We start from the raw sequence: 16,642 nt of genomic DNA, 5'->3' as shown, positions 1-16,642 counted from the left end.
TATCAGGTGGGAATGTCACCGGACGCGATAACAGCCTGCGTGCGATTACGCACGCCCAAGCTGCGCATGACGGCTGTGACATGGATCTTCACAGTGCCTTCGGAAAGGCCCAGTTCATAGGCGATCTGCTTGTTCGACTTGCCTTCGCGCAGGCAGCGCAGCACATCGCGCTGCCGCTGGGTCAGGCTGGGTGTGCCCGCCGCGCCGTTTGTCGCACCAGCCGTTCCCGCTGCGGCAGCGGCATGTCCGCTGACACCCGGCCCATCGCCCAGGATGGCCGCCGGCGGCACATAGATGCCACCAGAGAAGATGAGGTTCAGGGCCGACAGCATGATCTTCACCGAAGAGGATTTCGGGATATAGCCCGACGCCCCGGCATCCAGTGCGGCGCGCACATCGGCCTGCGCCTCCGATGCCGACACGATGACGACGGGCGTGCCGGCCTGCGCCTCACAGATCTCCTGCACCCCGGAGAAACCGGGGAAGCCCGGCATCTGCAGGTCCAGCAGGACAAGATCGAAATCCTGCCCATCACGCGCCAGGGACAGAACATCGTCAAAGGTCCCCGCCTCGACGAAGCTGGCCTGGTCATCCAATTGGGTCAGCAGGCGGCACAAACCTTCACGGAACAGAAGATGGTCGTCACCAATCAGGATTTTCATAAGTCGATCCCAGCCCGATTATCATACCCATCCACCCGCGCCGCCCCACGCGGGTCCAGATGAAGGGCTTTTGCCCCGCCATCTTACGGACAGCATCGTACCCTTAATAAATCAAAATCATGTGGCTGTCTGTGACAACCATCGCTTTTGTCCGCATCGATGGCACAAAAGCGGCGCTGGAAGGTTATCGATATCGTCGCCCCCCTTCCTGTCCGCCGCGTGCGGCCATGTTGCGGGAAGGGGGGTGGACGTGCCACAAAAGACAAAGGCACCGTCGGCATCATGACCGGCGGGGTTAGAGACGATCATGGCTGTCAATACAGGGATCAAGATGCCGCAAAAAGTGCGCAAGGCCGTGTTTCCGGTCGCAGGTCTGGGTACCCGCTTCCTGCCGGCCACCAAGGCCATTCCCAAGGAAATGCTGCCGCTGGCCGACCGGCCGCTGATCCAGCATGCCGTGGACGAGGCCAAGGCCGCCGGCATCGACCAGTTCTGCTTTGTCACCAGCCGCGGCAAGAGCCCGCTGGAAGACCATTTCGATCTGAATTACGAGTTGAACGAGACGCTGCGCCGCCGTGGCAAGAACGATCTGCTGAAGATCGTCGAGGATATCCAGATCGAGTCGGGCTATCTCTCCTATGTGCGTCAGGCACAGCCGCTGGGCCTGGGCCACGCCGTCTGGTGCGCCCGCGAATTTGTAGGCAACGAGCCGTTCGCGGTGCTGCTGCCCGACGAACAGGTGCTGGGCGACAAGCCTTGTCTGGCGCAGATGATGGAGGCCTATGAACAGGTCGGCGGCAATCTGCTATCGGTGTTCGAGGTGCCGCGCGAACAGACCAACAAGTACGGCATCCTCGACATCGCATCGGAGGATGGCAAGCTGGTCTCGGTCAAGGGGCTGGTGGAAAAGCCGGACCCGGCGGTGGCACCAAGCAATCTGTCGATCCAGGGCCGCTATATCCTGCAGCCCGAAGTGTTCAAGCACCTGTCGGTGTTCGAAAAGGGTGCGGGCGGCGAGATCCAGCTGACCGACGCCATGGCCAAGCTGATCGGCAACCAGCCCTTCCACGGCTTCAAGTTCGAGGGTCAGCGCTTCGATTGCGGCGACAAGCTGGGCTTCGTGCTGGCCAATGTCGCCTACGCCCTGAACCGTCCCGACATGTCGGACAAGGTGCGGGCCGCGCTGAAGGACATGCTGTAAGCCGTACGCGGTTTCAGCCGAAAAATGAAAAAGGGGCGGTCGCAGGACCGCCCCTTTTTGCTGCACAGCTTGCCCGCTTACGCCGCGTTGGGGCCCATCGGCTTGGTCAGGGCCACGTCTAGGTAATCATCGACCAGACGGCCCAGCTCCTCCGACTTCTCGTTGAAGAAGTGGTTGGCGCCTTCGACGCGGCGATAATCGATCTTGATGTCCTTCTGCGAGGACAGCTTGTTCACCAGCCGGGTTACTGACGCCTCGGGCACGATCTCGTCCCGGTCGCCATGCACGATCAGGCCCGACGCCGGGCACGGGGCCAGGAAGGAGAAGTCGAACATGTTGGCCGGCGGCGCCACCGACAGGAACCCGTCCAGTTCCGGGCGGCGCATCAGCAGCTGCATGCCGATCCATGCCCCAAAGCTGAACCCACCGATCCAGCAGGCCGAGGCGTTGGGGTTATAGGTCTGCAGCCAGTCCAGCGCCGAGGCGGCATCTGACAGCTCCCCTTCGCCGCGATCGTAGGTGCCCTGGCTGCGGCCCACGCCCCGGAAGTTGAAGCGCAGGGCAGAGAAGCCGCGTTTCGTGAAGGCATGGAACATCGTATAGACGATGCGGTTATTCATCGTCCCCCCATGCTGCGGATGCGGGTGCAGCAGCAGGGCGATGGGCGCGTTGGGCACCTTGCTGTGGGAGTAGCGACCTTCCAGACGGCCGGCAGGGCCGTTCATGATCACGTCAGGCATCGATTCACCGGTCCCGGTCAGACATGCAAGGGGCGAGCGTCAACAGGCGGGTGGCAGTGATTGTCGAACGACCCAAGACCGGGCGGCCTTGGTAGAGGGGCGATTCTTGACCGTCCATCCCTGTCATTCTATAGGACTGCCTCAGGCGGTTGTGGGCCGTCGAACCGTGCCCGGAACGGACACGCCCCGCCGTCCACGGGACTGTTCCATCGCATTGACCGCGATGGTATGAGGCGGGACTATACCACAGCGCCCATATTCGTGTTCAAGCCTCTTCGCAGGGGAATTCAAGCCTTTGGCGGAAAAGCAGCCCATGCGGCCCCCCCTTTACCTTGACTGGAACGCCACCGCCCCCGTGCGCACGCCTGCGCGGGCCGCAATGGTGGCGGCGTTGGACCTGGTTGGAAACCCATCCTCCATCCACGGGTTCGGGCGAAAGGCCCGCCGGATGGTAGAGGATGCGCGCGATCAGGTTGCCGCCCTGGCGGGCGTCCCGGCGGCCTGGATCACCTTCACCGGCAGCGGGACGGAGGCCAATAATCAGGCCCTGGCGCTGGCCGCCCGACAGGGCCGCCGCCTGCTTCTGGGCGCAACGGAACATCCGTCGGTACTGGAATGCGCCAGCCCGGACAGCGCCGTTATTCCCGTACAGGCCAACGGCATCATCGATCTCGACGCGCTGGAGAGGCTGCTGCGCGCTGGCCCGGCACTGGTCAGTGTGCAGGCGGTCAACAGCGAGACTGGGATCATCCAGCCGCTGGCCGATATCGCCACCCTGGTTCACCGCCACGGCGGCTGGTTGCACAGCGATGCGGTGCAGGCGGTTGGCCGTATCCCGTTCGATGTCGCCGCCCTAGGCCTCGATCTTGTCACCCTGTCGGCGCACAAGATCGGGGGACCGCAGGGGGTGGGGGCGCTGCTGACGGCGCCGTCGATCCCGCTCTCCCCCCTGCTGCGCGGCGGCGGACAGGAACGGCGCATGCGGGCCGGGACAGAGAATGTGGCCGGCATTGCCGGATTCGGTGCGGCGGCAGCGGCGGCCCGCGACGGACTGGCGGACTATCAGGCCCTGGCCGCACTGCGCGACCGGCTGGAACAGGCGGTCATGGAGGCAGCCCCCTGGGTGCGCGTGATCGGGACCGGCGGCCCACGCGTGGCCAATACCAGCTGCCTGGCCCTGCTCGGCCAGCCGGCCAACAGCCAGTTGATGGCCTTCGATCTGGCCGGCATCGCGGTCAGTGCCGGATCGGCCTGTTCATCGGGCAAGGTCAAGACCTCCCCCGTCCTGGCCGCCATGGGATTTGATGGAGCCATTGCCGGATCGGCGATCCGGGTCAGCCTGGGATGGGACACGCGACCGGACGATATCGACCGGTTCCTCGCCTGCTATCTGCCCCTTGCCGCCCGCGCCCGGCCTGCCGCCTGAAGGACCAGATGTTGGAACATACCCTGCCCTGCTGGCATTGCGCCGGCGATGTCTCCCCCCGCGCCCTGTTCTGCCATGGCTGCGGGTCGATCCAGCCACCGGGGGAGGTTGATCCCTTCACCCGGTTAGGCGTGGCGGCCGGTTTTGAGCTGGATGTCGCCTCCATCGAACGGCAACTGACCGGTTTCGCCCGCATTCTGGCCCCTGCGCGGTTTCAGGAAAAAGGCGAACGGGCCCAAGAACTGGCATCGGCGCAACGGGCCGCACGGGAAAAGGCGGCGGCCATTCTGCGCGATCCGGCGGCACGCGCCCGTGCCTTGCTGGACCTTGCCGATGCCGCCCCCGCCCGGCCCGCTACCGGCGGCCAATGGGAAATCGCCATCGCCGCCGCCCCGGACGCCGGCAGCCGGGCGCGGACCCTGGCGGCGGTAAAGGATGAGATGGCGGCGGAACTGCGTCTGCTGCTGGACGCGTTCCGACTGGGTGATCTGGCGCTTGCCGCCACACGCCTGACGCGGGTGGAGGCCATGGCCCTGGCGGTGGAGGCCGCGCGGCGGCTGGGGTAACCCCTACTCCTTCTCCTCCACCGCCGGCGTCGGGACCGGCGGTCGCAACCGACCGGCCTGACGCAGTTGGGCGCGCAGCACATATTCGATCTGGGCGTTCAGGCTGCGCAGGTCATCATCGGCCCAGCGCTGCATGGCCTCCAGCACGTCTGCGCCGATGCGCAGGGGATATGCCTTCTTCTCCGCCAAGACCTGTCCTCTATTCAGTACAGCGTGCCCGCGTTCACCACGGGCTGCGTCGCCCTGTCTCCGCACAGCACGACCAGCAGGTTCGACACCATGTGCGCCTTGCGTTCATCGTCCAGATGCACCACGGAGCGGGCGGCAAGCTGATCCAGCGCCATCTCCACCATGCCCACGGCCCCTTCCACGATCTTGGAACGGGCGGCGACGATGGCACTGGCCTGTTGCCGCTGCAACATGGCGCTGGCGATTTCCGGCGCATAGGCGAGATGACTGATCCGCGCCTCCACCACCTTGATGCCGGCCCGTGCCAGCCGTTCCTGGATGGCGCGCTGTAGATGGTCAGACACTTCCTCGCCATGGCCACGCAGCGACAAAGCCCCGCCGCCGTGATCATCATAGGGGTAAGAGGTGGCGATCAGGCGCAGGGCCGATTCAGCCTGGATCGAGACATAGCCCTTATAATCCTCGACATTGAACAGGGCCTCTGCCGTGTCCGTCACCTGCCAGACGACGATGGCCCCGATCTCGATGGGGCTGCCATCGGCGTCGTTCACCTTCAAGGTGCCCGTCTCGAAATTGCGCACGCGTAGGGAAACACGGTGCTTAGCGAAGAACGGGTTGACCCAGCGCAGGCCCGGCGTGTCCACCGTGCCACGATAATCACCGAACAGGGTCAAGGCCACGGCCTGATTCGGCTGCACAATGAACAGCCCGCACATCAGGATGATGCCCGCCAACATCGGCAGCAGCCAGAACAGGGACACAGGCCCCGTCCCACTCCTGAACCCGATGATCATCATCACTGGCGAGACCAGAACCAATGCCAGACTGAACAGCAGCATGCCCAAGCCGGACGACACCGTGATGGGACGATCCCCAACCTGTTGGTTCTCCTGCATTCCACCCCCCAGCCTCAAAATGATATAATTTTGATATCACAATGAGGCGAGTCTGTCAGGGGGTAATCATGCGCCCTCAGTCGCCGGGCGGGCGCATCCGCGCCCTTGGCTACGCGGCATGGGCCGCGTGGCGGCGGTCGCCGCCGTACCGACGGTCAAAATTTGACTGTCGGTTTCAGGCCACCAGGTGGCAGGCCACCATCCGCCCGTCGGCGTGGCGCGGTTCCGGCGTCTCCTGTGCGCAGCGGGGCTGGGCCAGCGGGCAGCGTTTATGGAAGGCGCAGCCGGGGGGCGGGTCCATGGGGCTGGGCAGTTCACCCGACAGGGGCGGCACGTCGGAGGTGCCGCCGCGATGGACACGCGGCATGGCGGCCAGCAGGGCGCGCGTATAGGGGTGGCGCGGATCGGCGAAGATCGCATCCTTTGGCCCCTGTTCCACGGGCCGGCCCAGATACATCACCATCACCTCATCCGCGATATGGCGGACGACCGACAGATCATGGCTGATGAAGACATAGGCGAGGCCGAATTCGTCCTGCAGGTCCATCATCAGGTTCAAAACCTGCGCCTGGATGGAGATATCCAGCGCCGATACCGGTTCATCCGCCACCACCACACGCGGGTCCAGCATCAGGGCGCGGGCGATGGCGATGCGCTGTCGTTGCCCACCGCTGAACATATGCGGATAGCGGTCAGCCTGATCGGGGCGCAGGCCGACCTTTTCCATCATAGCGATGGCGCGGTCACGCCGTTCGGCCTTGGGCGTATCGGTGTTGATCAGCAGCGGTTCGGCCAGGATATCCGCCACCTTCCGGCGCGGATTGAGCGATCCGTAAGGGTTCTGGAACACCATCTGCACGGCGCGGCGCAGGGCTTTTTCATCGGCCTTGGGCACGGTAGTGATATCGCGCCCGTCGAAATGGATGGTCCCTTCCGTCGGCGCCTCAATCCTTGTCAGCAGGCGGGCCAGCGTGGATTTGCCACAGCCGCTTTCGCCCACCACGGCCAGGGTCTTACCGGCGCTAACGGTGAAGCTGGCGCCGTCCACGGCCTTCACGGTGGCGGGCGCGCGGAAAAGGCCGCGTTTGACGCGGTAATGGCGCTTCAGGTCGCGGGCTTCCAGGATGATGGTCATGCCATGGCTCCTTCGACCCTTACGCACCGTGTCCAGCCATCGCCATCGGTGGCCAGGGGCGGGCGAGTGCCGCAGCGATCATCGGCCAGCCCGCAACGCGGCTGGAACAGGCAGCCCGTGGGCCGGTCGCTGATGCCCGGCACGGTGCCGGCAATGGTGGGCAGACGCCGCCGTCCCACGGCCCGTTCGGGCAGGGCATCCAGCAGGGCCGCCGTATAGGGGTGACGCGGGGTGGTGAACAGGCTGTCGGCGGGGCGATTCTCCACCACCTGGCCCGCATACATCACCTGTACCCGGTGGGCGCTTTCGGCCACCACACCCATGTCATGGGTGATCAGGATCATGGCCATGCCGCGTTCGCGTTGCAGGTCGCGCAGCAGGTCCAGGATCTGCCGCTGAATGGTGACGTCCAGGGCCGTGGTCGGCTCATCGGCGATCAGCAGGCGCGGGTTGCAGGCGATGGCCATGGCGATCATCACGCGCTGGCTCATCCCGCCCGACAATTGGTGCGGAAAGGCCGACAGGCGCGTCTCCGGCGCTGGAATGCCCACCTGTTCCAACAGCGCGATGCAGCGGTGGCGCAGCGCCTTGCCCGACAGACCCTCATGCTGGGCCAGCGTCTCCCCAATCTGGAAGCCGACCGTGAAGCAGGGGTTCAAGCTGCTCATCGGTTCCTGGAAGATCATGGCCACCTGCCCGCCATTGAGGCGGCGCCGCGCCTTGGGCGACAGGGTCAGCAAATCCTGGCCATCGAACTGCATCCGGCCCGCCGTGACGCTGGCATTGTCGGCGAGCAGGCCCAGCACCGCCAGCGAGGTGACGGACTTGCCCGACCCGCTTTCTCCGACAATGCCCAGCACCTCGCCCGGTTCCACGGACAGGTCGATGCCGTCCACGGCACGAAACGGGCCGCGCGCCGTGGCAAATGTGACGGACAGGTCCTTGATGTCGAGAAGCGGCATTGGCTCAATCCTCGAAAAGACGCTGGGGCAGAAGGGTGCCGGCTCGCTGCCGCAACTCCTCCTTGCCGAACAGCCTGGGCGAGAGTGGCTTGTCCAGGCTGACCTCCAGGCCAAAAACCTCGGTTGCCATTTGATCCGGGCAGATCGTGTGATGGTCCTGCTGGATGAAAGCCAGGAGGCGGCGGCCATCCGGGTCCCATTGGATGCCCCAGATATTGGCACCGATGTCCGGCAACCGGCATCGAGCCGCGTCCTTGAACAGGGCAAGGGCGCTGTCATTCAAGCCGGCCACTTCCTTGAAGCGACCGCTCTCGAAAATAAACAGGCGTAAGCGGCTGAACTGGCCCGACCCGTCGCCGTCATCGGCGAACAAGGCGAGGGAATCGGGAGCCCAGGCGAAGGCCGCCGGGATGGAGATGAGAGGATCAAACCGGTGGACGGATTGCCGACTGGCCGTGTCGATGATGACGGCACCCCTCGTCTCCTCCGTCTCCGCATCGATAGCGAGGGTGTAGCGCCCGTCGGGGGAGGTGGGGCCCATGCATCCCAAATCGATGCTTTCCGCATCGCCCAACCATTCCGACCGGCCAGGCTCCGCACAGAATGGCTTCGGCTCGAAAGACATCGCACCGAAGCCTGACATGGCCAGCAACAGGGCAGACCCGATCACAGCCATCATGCGCATCACTTCCTCCTACCGCTTCAGCTTCGGGTCCAGCGCATCGCGCAACCCGTCGCCCATCAGGTTGAAGGCCAGCACCGTGATCAGGATGGAAAGCCCCGGAAAGGTCACCACCCACCAAGCGCGCTGCAGGAATTGCAGCGAGGAAGAAAGCATCGTCCCCCATTCCGGTGTCGGCGGCTGCGCACCCAGGCCCAGGAAGCCCAGGGCCGCCGCATCCAGGATGGCGGTGGAAAAACCCAATGTCGCCTGCACGATCAGCGGGGCGGCACAGTTAGGCAGGATAGTGACCAGCATCAATCGGGCATCGGAAGCACCCGCCAGCCGCGCCGCCGTCACATATTCCCGGCCCCGCTCTGCCATTACAGAGGCGCGGGTCAGGCGGGCATAGTGCGGGACGATCACCACCGATACCGCGATGGCCGCATTCACCAGCCCCGGCCCCAGGATGGCCGCAACCACAATGGCCAGCAGCAGCGACGGCAAGGCCAGCAATATATCCATGAAACGCGCGATCAGCGTATCCGACGTCCCGCCATAGAACCCGGCCAGCAGCCCCAGCGCCACGCCGACCACCAGCGACAGGGTGACCACCAGCAGCCCGATAAACAGCGACAGTCGCGCGCCATGGACCAGGCGGGACAGCATGTCGCGCCCGATATCATCGGTGCCCAGTGGAAAGGCCCAGTTTCCGCCCTCAATCCAGGCAGGCGGCAACAGCACGAAGTCGCGGAACTGCTCCGCCGGATCATAGGGGGCCACGAATTCGGCGAAGATGGCGACGAAGGAGAGCGCCAGGACGATGAACAGCCCCAGCACAGCCCCACGATTGCGGCGGAAATGGCCCCAGAATTCGGACAGGGGGCTGGTCATGGCGTGGTTCCCTCACCCTCCCAGGCCTTACGGCCCAGGCCCCTCCCTTTCCCGCACGTGGGCGAGGGGCTAAATTTCTCCCCTCGCCCACGAAGGTGGGAGAGGGAGGGGCCCGAACGCGCCAGCGTTTGGGAGGGTGAGGGAACAACACACACTATCATCCCATCCCTCATTTCGCGTGCCGGATGCGGGGGTTGAGCAGGCCGTAGAGCAGATCGACCACCAGATTGACCAGCATGACCACACAGGCGATCAGCAGCACCCCGCCCTGCAGGGCCGGGTAATCCCGCCGGTTGATGCTTTCGATCAGCCATTTGCCGATGCCGGGCCAGGCGAAGATGGTTTCCGTCAGGATGGCACCGGCCAGCAAGGTCCCCACCTGCAGACCGATGACAGTGACCACGGGGATCATGGCGTTGCGCAGAGCATGCAGGCCCACGATACGGAACAGGCCCAGCCCCTTGGCCCGTGCCGTGCGGATATAATCCTCGCCCAGAACCTCCAGCATGGATGACCGCGTCATGCGCGCGATGACAGCCAGCGGGATGGTGCCCAGCACGATGGACGGCAGGACAAGATGGTGCAGGGCGTCCAGAAACGCCCCTTCCTCCTCCGACATCCAACTATCGATCAGCAGGAATCCCGTCACCGGCTCCACATAATAGGCCGCCGACAGCCGACCGCTGACCGGCGTCCAGCCCAGGATGACAGAGAATAGCAGGATCAGCAGCAGTCCCCACCAGAAGATGGGCATGGAATATCCCGTCAGGCTGGCCGCCATTACCCCATGATCCAGCGGCCCGCCTCGCTTTACCGCCGCCAGCACGCCCGCCGGCAAGCCGATGATCAGGGCAAACAGGATGGCGCAGAGCGACAGTTCGATGGTGGCCGGAAACAGCTCGGCAAATTCATGCAGAACCGGCGTCTGGGTGATCAGGGACTTACCCAGATCACCGGTCAGCACGCCGGTCAGATAGTCGGCATATTGTTCCAGCAGCGGCTTGTTCAGGCCCAACTGCGCCCGCATCTCCTCCAGGCGGGCCGGATCAATCCCGCGTTCGCCCAGCCGCACCTCAATCGGGTCGCCGGGCACCAGCCGGATCAGGAAAAAGGCCAGCAAGGTCACGCCCAGGAACGTGGGGATCAGCAGGGCGATGCGGGTGGCTATGAATTTCAACATGGGGTGCCCCTCACTCCGCCATGTCCACCCCATCGAATTGATGGCGGTTGAAGGGGCTTTGCTTGTAACCGATGACCTTCTTCGACACCGGCTCGAACACGACGGAATGGGCGATGGTGACCCAGGGGGCCTCTTCCTTGAAGATGCGCTGCGCCTGTTCGTACAGCTTGGCGCGGGCGGCCTGATCGGGGACCTGCTTGGCCTTCAGGACAAGGTCTTCATAGGGAGGATGGCACCATTTGGCGATGTTGCTGCCGCTGGTCTTGGCCGCCGCACAGCCCAGAAGGTTGTACATGAAATTGTCGGGGTCACCATTGTCGCCGGTCCAGCCATAGAGCGCCATCTGATGGTCGCCATCCTGGATGCGCTTGCGATACTCGCCCCATTCGAAACTGACGATCTTCACCTTCACACCAATCTTCGCCAGATCGGCCTGGATGATTTCCGCCATGCGCCGGGCATTGGGGTTGTAGGGGCGCTGGACCGGCATGGCGTAAAGGTCGGTCTCAAACCCGTTGGGGTATCCCGCCTCGGCCAGCAAGGCCTTCGCCTTGGCGGGATCGTAGGGATAGTCCTTGTTATCGGCCAGATAACCGAAAACACCCGGCGGGATGGGATTCTTGGCGGGCTTGCCGCTGCCCTGGAACACCTGATCCAGGATGGCCTTGCGGTCCACGGCCATGTTGATGGCCTGTCTTACCCGCTTGTCATCAAACGGCTTTTTAAGGGTCTGGAAGGCCAGATAACCGACATTCAGCCCCTCCATCTCCATCAAGGTCAGGTTGGGGTCCTTGGCAATCGCCGGCAGGTCGGGCGGGTTGGGATAGGGGATTAGGTGGCATTCACCGGCCTTCAGCTTGGCATAGCGCACAGCCGCGTCGGGCGTGATGGCAAAAACCAGATTATCCAGCGGCGTCTTACCGCCCCAATGATCGTCGAACCGACGATACCGGACCTGCGCATCCTTCTGATAAACGACGAAGCGGAAGGGGCCGGTGCCGACCGGGTCCTGGTCATACCGTTCGGGCGTGCCCTTCTTCATCAGGAAGTCGGCATAGTCGGCGGATGTGATGTTAGCGAAGTCCATGGCCAGATCGGCCAGGAACGGCGCCTCCGGTCGGGTCAGGGTGATTCGGACGGTGTAATCGTCCAGCTTCTCAACGCTTTTCAGCAGATCGCCCAGCCCCATGCTTTTGAAGAAGGCGTAACCGCCGCCGGAGATGGAATGGTACGGGTGGTCGACCTTCCATTGCCGGTTCAGGCTGAACAGTACGTCATCTGCGTTGAAATCGCGCGTCGGCTTGTAATCCTTGAAGGATTGCCATTTCACGCCCCGGCGCAGATGGAAGGTGTAGGTCAGCCCGTCGGGCGAGATTTCCCAGCGTTCGGCCAGGGCCGGCACGATCTTGGTCGTACCGCGTTCGAACTTCACCAACCCGTCAAAGATGGGCCGTGTGGCATCAAAGGTCGTGCCCGACGTGTTCAGCGCCGCATTGAAATTTTCCGGGCTGCCCTCGGCACAATATACCAGCGTCTTGGGCGCCGCCCAGACCGGTCCAGCCAAACCCACCACCAAGGCACCCGCCATCATGGCGTAACGCCACGTTCCACGACCCATGCTGAACCCCGTCCGCCATATTCTTGTCGGGCGTCGTCAGGGTATATCCGCCCTGCGCACCATGCATTGCAGCGCAGTAGAACAGGGGCAACGGGGGGCGTCAATCATCAGAAGCGGGGTAAATCCGGGAAGGGCAATTGCCCGGCTTCGACCCGCATCCAGCCGCTGTCGGCGCAGCGATGCAGGGTGGGGAACAGCTTGCCGGGGTTCAGCAGCCCGTCCGGATCAAAGGCACATTTCAGGCGCGTCTGCTGTTCCAGATCATCCGCGCTGAACTGAAACGGCATCAGGTCACGCTTTTCGATGCCCACCCCATGTTCGCCAGTCAACACCCCGCCCACCTCCACGCACAGGCGCAGGATGGCGGCGCCAAACGCCTCCACCTTTTCCAACTCGCCCGGCTTGTTGGCATCGAACAGAATCAGCGGATGCAGGTTGCCGTCGCCAGCGTGGAAGACATTGGCCACGGCCAAGCCGAACTCCCCCTCCATCGCCGCCATGCGCGACAGGACGGTGGGCAGCGCCTTGCGCGGGATGGTGCCATCCATACAGATATAGTCCGGGCTGATCCGCCCCACGGCGGGAAAGGCCGCCTTTCGCCCCGCCCAGAAGGCCAGCCGCTCCGATTCGCTGCTGGAAAGTCTTGGCGGGCGTCCCTGATGGGCCGTCGTAATCTCGGCCACTTGCGCGATCAGGGAATCGACTTCAGCCGGCGGCCCGTCCAGTTCCACAATCAGCAGTGCCTCCACATCGCGGGGATATCCGGCCTTCACGAAATCCTCCGCCGCGTGGATGGCGGGGCGGTCCATCATCTCCATGCCGGCCGGGATGATGCCCGCCGCGATGATGGCGGCCACGGCGTCGCCGGCATCGATTGTCCGGTCGAACCCGACCAGAAGGGCGCGGGCCACTGCCGGCTTGGGCAGGATGCGCACCGTCACCTCGGTGACGACACCCAGCAAACCTTCTGACCCGGTGATGACGCCCAACAGATCGTAATGCCCCGAATCGAGATGCTTGCCACCCAGGCGCAGCACCTCCCCGGCCATGGTGACGAACTCCACCCCCAACAGGTTATTGGCCGTCACACCATATTTAAGGCAATGCACCCCGCCGGAATTTTCCGCGACATTGCCGCCGATGGAACAGGCGATCTGCGATGACGGGTCGGGCGCATAGTAAAAGCCACGCTCGCCCACCGCCTGGCTGATGGCCAGGTTGGTCACGCCCGGCTGTACCACCACGGCGCGGTTGTCGTAATCGATCTCCAGGATACGCGACAGCTTGGTAAGGACCAGCAGTACCCCGTCGGCCAGCGGCAGGGCACCGCCCGACAGGCCGGTGCCGGCCCCGCGCGGCACAACCTTCACCCCCATCGTGTGACAGATGCGCAGAACGGCAGCCACCTCGGCCGTGTTGCGCGGCAGGGTGACCAGCATGGGCATCTGGCGATAAGCGGATAGCGCGTCGGTATCATAGGCGCGCAGCGACGCCTCATCCGCGATCACACCGCCGGGCACAGCCTCGCGCAGCCGGCGCAGAAGCTCAGGCCCCTTGGACAGGGCGGCGAGATCGGGGGCGGGCATCGTGGGCATGGGTCATCACCGGCATTGGCCTGGGCGGACAGCATGCGACAGGGTTGGGGAGATGCGGAACCCCCAAACGCGAAAACCGCGCCGAGAGGCGCGGTTCCTGCCCGCCGGGACTGTTACATCCCGGCGCAAACCAAATCAGCGATCAATCAGCCCTGACGGGCCTTGAAACGCGGGTTCAGCTTGTTGATGACGTAGACACGACCCTTGCGGCGGATAACGCGGCAAGCCTTGTGGCGGGTCTTCATCGACTTCAGCGAATTCACGATCTTCATGATAAGCACTCTGGCGCAGGAGGCGTTCTTTGCGAGGCGCGGAACATAGTCGCGGGCCGCCGCCCTGTCAACCGGACAGGCGCATCACCCCATGCAACCCCCTCCCGCGCCGCAAAAACCGGGCTTTTCAGCCCTGATCAGGTCAGTTCGGCGGGCTTCAGGGCATAGAATCGGTAGTAACGCAGGCCCGAAGACAGGGCTGCCACACGCCGGGCCCACATCTCCACCTCCTCCACCACGGCCAGCTTGGTATCGTGGTCCATGCTGACCGTCTCCAGGTGCTTCACCAGTTCCTGGATGGCCGTCAGAATCAGGGCACGATGCATGTCGGTATTATCCTCGGTGATGCGGATATCGAGGTTTCGCTGCGCCAGGGCGCCCGCATATTGCTCCACGGTCCAGGGGGCAGGCTCCACCGGCTCCGCATGGATCCAGCCGTCAAAATCCCGGCCCCGTGCGTGGCCCGGATCGATCACATAATCGGTAAACAACAACTGTCCGCGAGGCTTCAGGATAGCCTCGATACTGTCGATCAGCCTGTCCTTGTTGCGGATCATGTAAAAAGTCTCTTTGGAGAAGATGGCATCCACCCGTTTGGTCCAGGTGAAATTCTCCAAATCCGTGGACATGACCGGCGATTGCCGTGCCAAGCCGGACTTCTGTGACCGGAACATCCCGGCCTCGGCCAGAACGGGATTGCCTTCCAGGCCGGTGACCCAGGTGCCGTATTGCTTGGCCATGGCGCGCGTGGCCCCGCCCAGGCCGGCACCGATATCCAGTACGCTCATGGCCGGGTTCAGGCCCAGCGGCTTCACGATGGTCGGAATGAACTCATCCCCGCCGGGGGAGGAGAAGCCGGGACCCCAGATTTTCTCCACAACCTCGATACGGGTGGCGGTCCACAGGGGCTTGCCCTTGCGGTTCATATGCTTGCCGTCGCCGGCCTGCAAGGAACCGGCACCCGCCCCGGCGGCCGCAGCTTCCTCATCGGCCTCGCGGCGGCGGCGCTGAACGTCATGGCCCTCCCACCACGCCAGGAATCGATCCTTCAGCGTGGGAGCAACCGTTTCGTCTTCGGTGCTGCGGGTAGCGGCCATGCGTCCGTTAGGGTGGCTTGCCTGTTGCGACACAAGGGAGATTACCTCTTATGCGTTTCAGGGGAAACAGTCTTGGCAGGGGCTGTTGCACGGAATGTGCAAGCCGAAATATGCCGCTCTAATAGCCCGTCAATAGAAGAACGGGCACTAGCCCTGGTATTTCCCATGCCAGACATGGAAAAAGCAGTGCGCATTGCGCATCAAACACCGCAATCGGGCCATGCGGTCCTTGCGTGGGCGGGCCGCCAGCCCTGCTATCATTCGGTAACAATCGACGGCTTTGATAGTGCATCCGACCAATATCCAGTGTAGGGTCTTGATGGGATGGCTGCTGGACCGGCCCACGCGGATGTACTTTCCGCGCGGAGCTGAACCGTGTACTGTCCTTGCAGCCGGTTTCCCGGTGAAGTTCCCTACACTATGACAGTCGAGTTCGAGACCACATGTACGAGCGCCGTTCTCCGCAGAGCCCGCAGATCACCCGCCGGAGCGTCACCGCCACGGTCAAATGGTACAACCCCACGAAGGGCTTCGGCTTCGTGACCCTGTCTGATGGGTCGCCCGATGCCTTCCTGCATGCCTCGGTCGTCCAGGCCGTTGGTCATGACGCTCTGGCCGATGGCACGACCATCGTCTGCGATCTGTCGCAGGGTCAGAAGGGTCCGCAGGTCGCTTCGATCCACAGCGTCGATACGTCGACGGCTCAGCCGGCCCGCCGTGGTCCGGGTGGTCCGGGCGGCGGCGACCGCTTTGGTGGCGGCGGTGATCGCTTTGGCGGCGGCGACCGCTTCGGCGGCGACCGTTACGGCGACAGCCCGCGCCCGCCGCGCGTTGCCCGCAGCTTCGACAACGGCCCGTCGGAAACGATCGAGGGCGTGGTCAAGTTCTTCAGCGCCGATAAGGGCTTTGGTTTCGTGACGCCGGACGGCGGTGGGAAGGACGTGTTCGTCCACATCACCGCTCTGGAGCGTTCGGGCGTCCGTTCGCTGACCCCGGAACAGCGCGTGCGTCTGCAGACCAGCATGGGCCAGAAGGGCCCGCAGGCCAACCGCGTCGAGATCCTGTGATCTCTGATCCGCGTTTGACCTGACGCTCTTGCGTCACGTGGTTGAAGGTTTGGCAGCGCTGCCCAGAAGGGCAGCGCTGCCAGCCTTTTTTCCATTTCAGGCTTTCCCGTCAGTTCGTTTTCTGCTTTCGGCTCGAACTCGAAATACGTTTGAAAGACCGCCGGTCAGAGCTGTATTCGTTTGACCAGAAACAGCTCCAGCGGCGACCGTCGCCATGCGGCATGTGCCGCGTAGCGCCCAAGCCGCGGATGTGGCGCCGGCGTTTGAAAAACTGAAAGCCAAAGCGTGTTTCCAGTCACTGGAAGTACGCCCTTAAAATATCGGGCGGGCCTTTTGCGGCCCGCTTCCGATTCTGGGGTCTATGGCGCTTCGCCTCCCCTTGCGCGGCAACGGTCGCCATACCAGCGCTCAAAAATTCCAGCCGCTGGTTTAAGCCCTTGCCATCGCCTATTCCACCGGGTGACCATGTAAAAAACTGGCC

The 16,642-nt window shown here is 63.8% G+C and carries 17 protein-coding genes; 4 read left to right on the top strand and 13 right to left on the bottom strand.

From position 1 onward, the window contains the following. Positions 1 to 2 precede the first annotated feature (2 nt). Entirely contained in the window at positions 3 to 662 is a 660-nt protein-coding gene (locus tag ACT6Q8_RS00735) for a LuxR C-terminal-related transcriptional regulator (RefSeq protein ID WP_054165762.1), read from the bottom strand. Between the two features lie 331 nt (positions 663 to 993). On the opposite strand from ACT6Q8_RS00735, the gene galU reads away from it, so the two are divergent. Continuing rightward, positions 994 to 1,863 carry a UTP--glucose-1-phosphate uridylyltransferase GalU gene (gene galU, locus ACT6Q8_RS00730; protein ID WP_054165996.1) on the top strand — a complete coding sequence of 290 codons (870 nt, stop codon included), beginning with the start codon at positions 994 to 996 and terminating at the stop codon, positions 1,861 to 1,863. Between the two features lie 77 nt (positions 1,864 to 1,940). Here galU and ACT6Q8_RS00725 read toward each other — a convergent pair whose 3' ends face one another. Next, entirely contained in the window at positions 1,941 to 2,603 is a 663-nt protein-coding gene (locus tag ACT6Q8_RS00725; protein WP_054165761.1) for an alpha/beta hydrolase, read from the bottom strand. Between the two features lie 313 nt (positions 2,604 to 2,916). On the opposite strand from ACT6Q8_RS00725, the gene ACT6Q8_RS00720 reads away from it, so the two are divergent. Both ACT6Q8_RS00720 and ACT6Q8_RS00715 read left to right on the top strand, forming a co-directional pair. Continuing rightward, on the top strand, positions 2,917 to 4,029 hold the full coding sequence (locus ACT6Q8_RS00720) for a cysteine desulfurase family protein (protein WP_444733788.1): 1,113 nt from the start codon (positions 2,917 to 2,919) through the stop codon (positions 4,027 to 4,029). Positions 4,030 to 4,037: 8 nt separating this feature from the next. Beyond that, positions 4,038 to 4,595 (top strand): molecular chaperone DnaJ, encoded by a 558-nt coding sequence (locus ACT6Q8_RS00715; RefSeq protein WP_444733789.1) that lies wholly within the window; start codon positions 4,038 to 4,040, stop codon positions 4,593 to 4,595. Between the two features lie 3 nt (positions 4,596 to 4,598). Here ACT6Q8_RS00715 and ACT6Q8_RS00710 read toward each other — a convergent pair whose 3' ends face one another. The 11 genes from ACT6Q8_RS00710 to ACT6Q8_RS00660 form a co-directional block, all read right to left on the bottom strand. Continuing rightward, entirely contained in the window at positions 4,599 to 4,784 is a 186-nt protein-coding gene (locus ACT6Q8_RS00710; protein ID WP_054165759.1) for a hypothetical protein, read from the bottom strand. 14 nt (positions 4,785 to 4,798) lie between these two features. Next, the gene (locus tag ACT6Q8_RS00705; RefSeq protein ID WP_054165758.1) at positions 4,799 to 5,680 is read right to left on the bottom strand and encodes an SPFH domain-containing protein; all 882 of its coding nucleotides are present in this window, start codon (positions 5,678 to 5,680) and stop codon (positions 4,799 to 4,801) included. Between the two features lie 175 nt (positions 5,681 to 5,855). Beyond that, entirely contained in the window at positions 5,856 to 6,815 is a 960-nt protein-coding gene (locus tag ACT6Q8_RS00700) for a peptide ABC transporter ATP-binding protein (RefSeq protein WP_444733790.1), read from the bottom strand. Next, positions 6,812 to 7,777 carry an ABC transporter ATP-binding protein gene (locus tag ACT6Q8_RS00695; RefSeq protein ID WP_054165756.1) on the bottom strand — a complete coding sequence of 322 codons (966 nt, stop codon included), beginning with the start codon at positions 7,775 to 7,777 and terminating at the stop codon, positions 6,812 to 6,814. Before ACT6Q8_RS00695 ends, ACT6Q8_RS00700 begins: the two co-directional genes overlap by 4 nt. Positions 7,778 to 7,781: 4 nt before the next feature. Then, positions 7,782 to 8,462, bottom strand: coding sequence for a hypothetical protein (locus ACT6Q8_RS00690; RefSeq protein WP_444733791.1), 681 nt, complete (start codon positions 8,460 to 8,462; stop codon positions 7,782 to 7,784). Positions 8,463 to 8,471: 9 nt separating this feature from the next. After that, positions 8,472 to 9,332 carry an ABC transporter permease subunit gene (locus ACT6Q8_RS00685; RefSeq protein ID WP_054165754.1) on the bottom strand — a complete coding sequence of 287 codons (861 nt, stop codon included), beginning with the start codon at positions 9,330 to 9,332 and terminating at the stop codon, positions 8,472 to 8,474. Positions 9,333 to 9,501: 169 nt separating this feature from the next. Then, positions 9,502 to 10,512, bottom strand: a complete 1,011-nt coding sequence (locus ACT6Q8_RS00680) for an ABC transporter permease subunit (RefSeq protein WP_444733792.1) — start codon at positions 10,510 to 10,512, stop codon at positions 9,502 to 9,504. Positions 10,513 to 10,522: 10 nt separating this feature from the next. Next, positions 10,523 to 12,130, bottom strand: coding sequence for an ABC transporter substrate-binding protein (locus tag ACT6Q8_RS00675; RefSeq protein WP_444733793.1), 1,608 nt, complete (start codon positions 12,128 to 12,130; stop codon positions 10,523 to 10,525). A 107-nt stretch (positions 12,131 to 12,237) separates the two neighbouring features. After that, the gene (locus ACT6Q8_RS00670; protein WP_444733876.1) at positions 12,238 to 13,716 is read right to left on the bottom strand and encodes an FAD-linked oxidase C-terminal domain-containing protein; all 1,479 of its coding nucleotides are present in this window, start codon (positions 13,714 to 13,716) and stop codon (positions 12,238 to 12,240) included. Between the two features lie 155 nt (positions 13,717 to 13,871). Next, on the bottom strand, positions 13,872 to 13,997 hold the full coding sequence (ykgO, locus tag ACT6Q8_RS00665; protein ID WP_029014073.1) for a type B 50S ribosomal protein L36: 126 nt from the start codon (positions 13,995 to 13,997) through the stop codon (positions 13,872 to 13,874). Between the two features lie 137 nt (positions 13,998 to 14,134). Then, complete coding sequence (locus ACT6Q8_RS00660) at positions 14,135 to 15,094, bottom strand: SAM-dependent methyltransferase (RefSeq protein ID WP_444733794.1); 960 nt, start codon at positions 15,092 to 15,094, stop codon at positions 14,135 to 14,137. 443 nt (positions 15,095 to 15,537) lie between these two features. Between ACT6Q8_RS00660 and ACT6Q8_RS00655 the strand changes: the two genes are divergently transcribed. After that, positions 15,538 to 16,161: a cold-shock protein gene (locus tag ACT6Q8_RS00655; protein WP_054165749.1), complete on the top strand. Its 624-nt coding sequence runs from the start codon at positions 15,538 to 15,540 to the stop codon at positions 16,159 to 16,161. Positions 16,162 to 16,642: the final 481 nt, after the last annotated feature.

Origin of the sequence: Niveispirillum sp. (assembly GCF_052437035.1) — a bacterium.
GTDB lineage: Bacteria > Pseudomonadota > Alphaproteobacteria > Azospirillales > Azospirillaceae > Niveispirillum.
The sequence above is the reverse complement of the archived record's forward strand: the minus strand, read 5'-3'. Positions and strand labels throughout refer to the sequence as shown.

What these genes read in the sequence shown, in the direction of transcription:
- ACT6Q8_RS00690 (WP_444733791.1), bottom strand. Translation starts at nt 8,462, where the DNA reads ATGCGCATGATGGCTGTGATCGGGTCTGCCCTGTTGCTGGCCATGTCA.
- ACT6Q8_RS00660 (WP_444733794.1), bottom strand. Translation starts at nt 15,094, where the DNA reads ATGGCCGCTACCCGCAGCACCGAAGACGAAACGGTTGCTCCCACGCTG.
- ACT6Q8_RS00705 (WP_054165758.1), bottom strand. Translation starts at nt 5,680, where the DNA reads ATGCAGGAGAACCAACAGGTTGGGGATCGTCCCATCACGGTGTCGTCC.
- ACT6Q8_RS00695 (WP_054165756.1), bottom strand. Translation starts at nt 7,777, where the DNA reads ATGCCGCTTCTCGACATCAAGGACCTGTCCGTCACATTTGCCACGGCG.
- ACT6Q8_RS00670 (WP_444733876.1), bottom strand. Translation starts at nt 13,716, where the DNA reads ATGCCCGCCCCCGATCTCGCCGCCCTGTCCAAGGGGCCTGAGCTTCTG.
- ACT6Q8_RS00675 (WP_444733793.1), bottom strand. Translation starts at nt 12,130, where the DNA reads ATGGGTCGTGGAACGTGGCGTTACGCCATGATGGCGGGTGCCTTGGTG.
- ACT6Q8_RS00720 (WP_444733788.1), top strand. Translation starts at nt 2,917, where the DNA reads ATGCGGCCCCCCCTTTACCTTGACTGGAACGCCACCGCCCCCGTGCGC.
- ACT6Q8_RS00715 (WP_444733789.1), top strand. Translation starts at nt 4,038, where the DNA reads ATGTTGGAACATACCCTGCCCTGCTGGCATTGCGCCGGCGATGTCTCC.
- ACT6Q8_RS00655 (WP_054165749.1), top strand. Translation starts at nt 15,538, where the DNA reads ATGTACGAGCGCCGTTCTCCGCAGAGCCCGCAGATCACCCGCCGGAGC.
- ACT6Q8_RS00725 (WP_054165761.1), bottom strand. Translation starts at nt 2,603, where the DNA reads ATGCCTGACGTGATCATGAACGGCCCTGCCGGCCGTCTGGAAGGTCGC.
- ACT6Q8_RS00735 (WP_054165762.1), bottom strand. Translation starts at nt 662, where the DNA reads ATGAAAATCCTGATTGGTGACGACCATCTTCTGTTCCGTGAAGGTTTG.
- ykgO (WP_029014073.1), bottom strand. Translation starts at nt 13,997, where the DNA reads ATGAAGATCGTGAATTCGCTGAAGTCGATGAAGACCCGCCACAAGGCT.
- galU (WP_054165996.1), top strand. Translation starts at nt 994, where the DNA reads ATGCCGCAAAAAGTGCGCAAGGCCGTGTTTCCGGTCGCAGGTCTGGGT.
- ACT6Q8_RS00680 (WP_444733792.1), bottom strand. Translation starts at nt 10,512, where the DNA reads ATGTTGAAATTCATAGCCACCCGCATCGCCCTGCTGATCCCCACGTTC.
- ACT6Q8_RS00700 (WP_444733790.1), bottom strand. Translation starts at nt 6,815, where the DNA reads ATGACCATCATCCTGGAAGCCCGCGACCTGAAGCGCCATTACCGCGTC.
- ACT6Q8_RS00685 (WP_054165754.1), bottom strand. Translation starts at nt 9,332, where the DNA reads ATGACCAGCCCCCTGTCCGAATTCTGGGGCCATTTCCGCCGCAATCGT.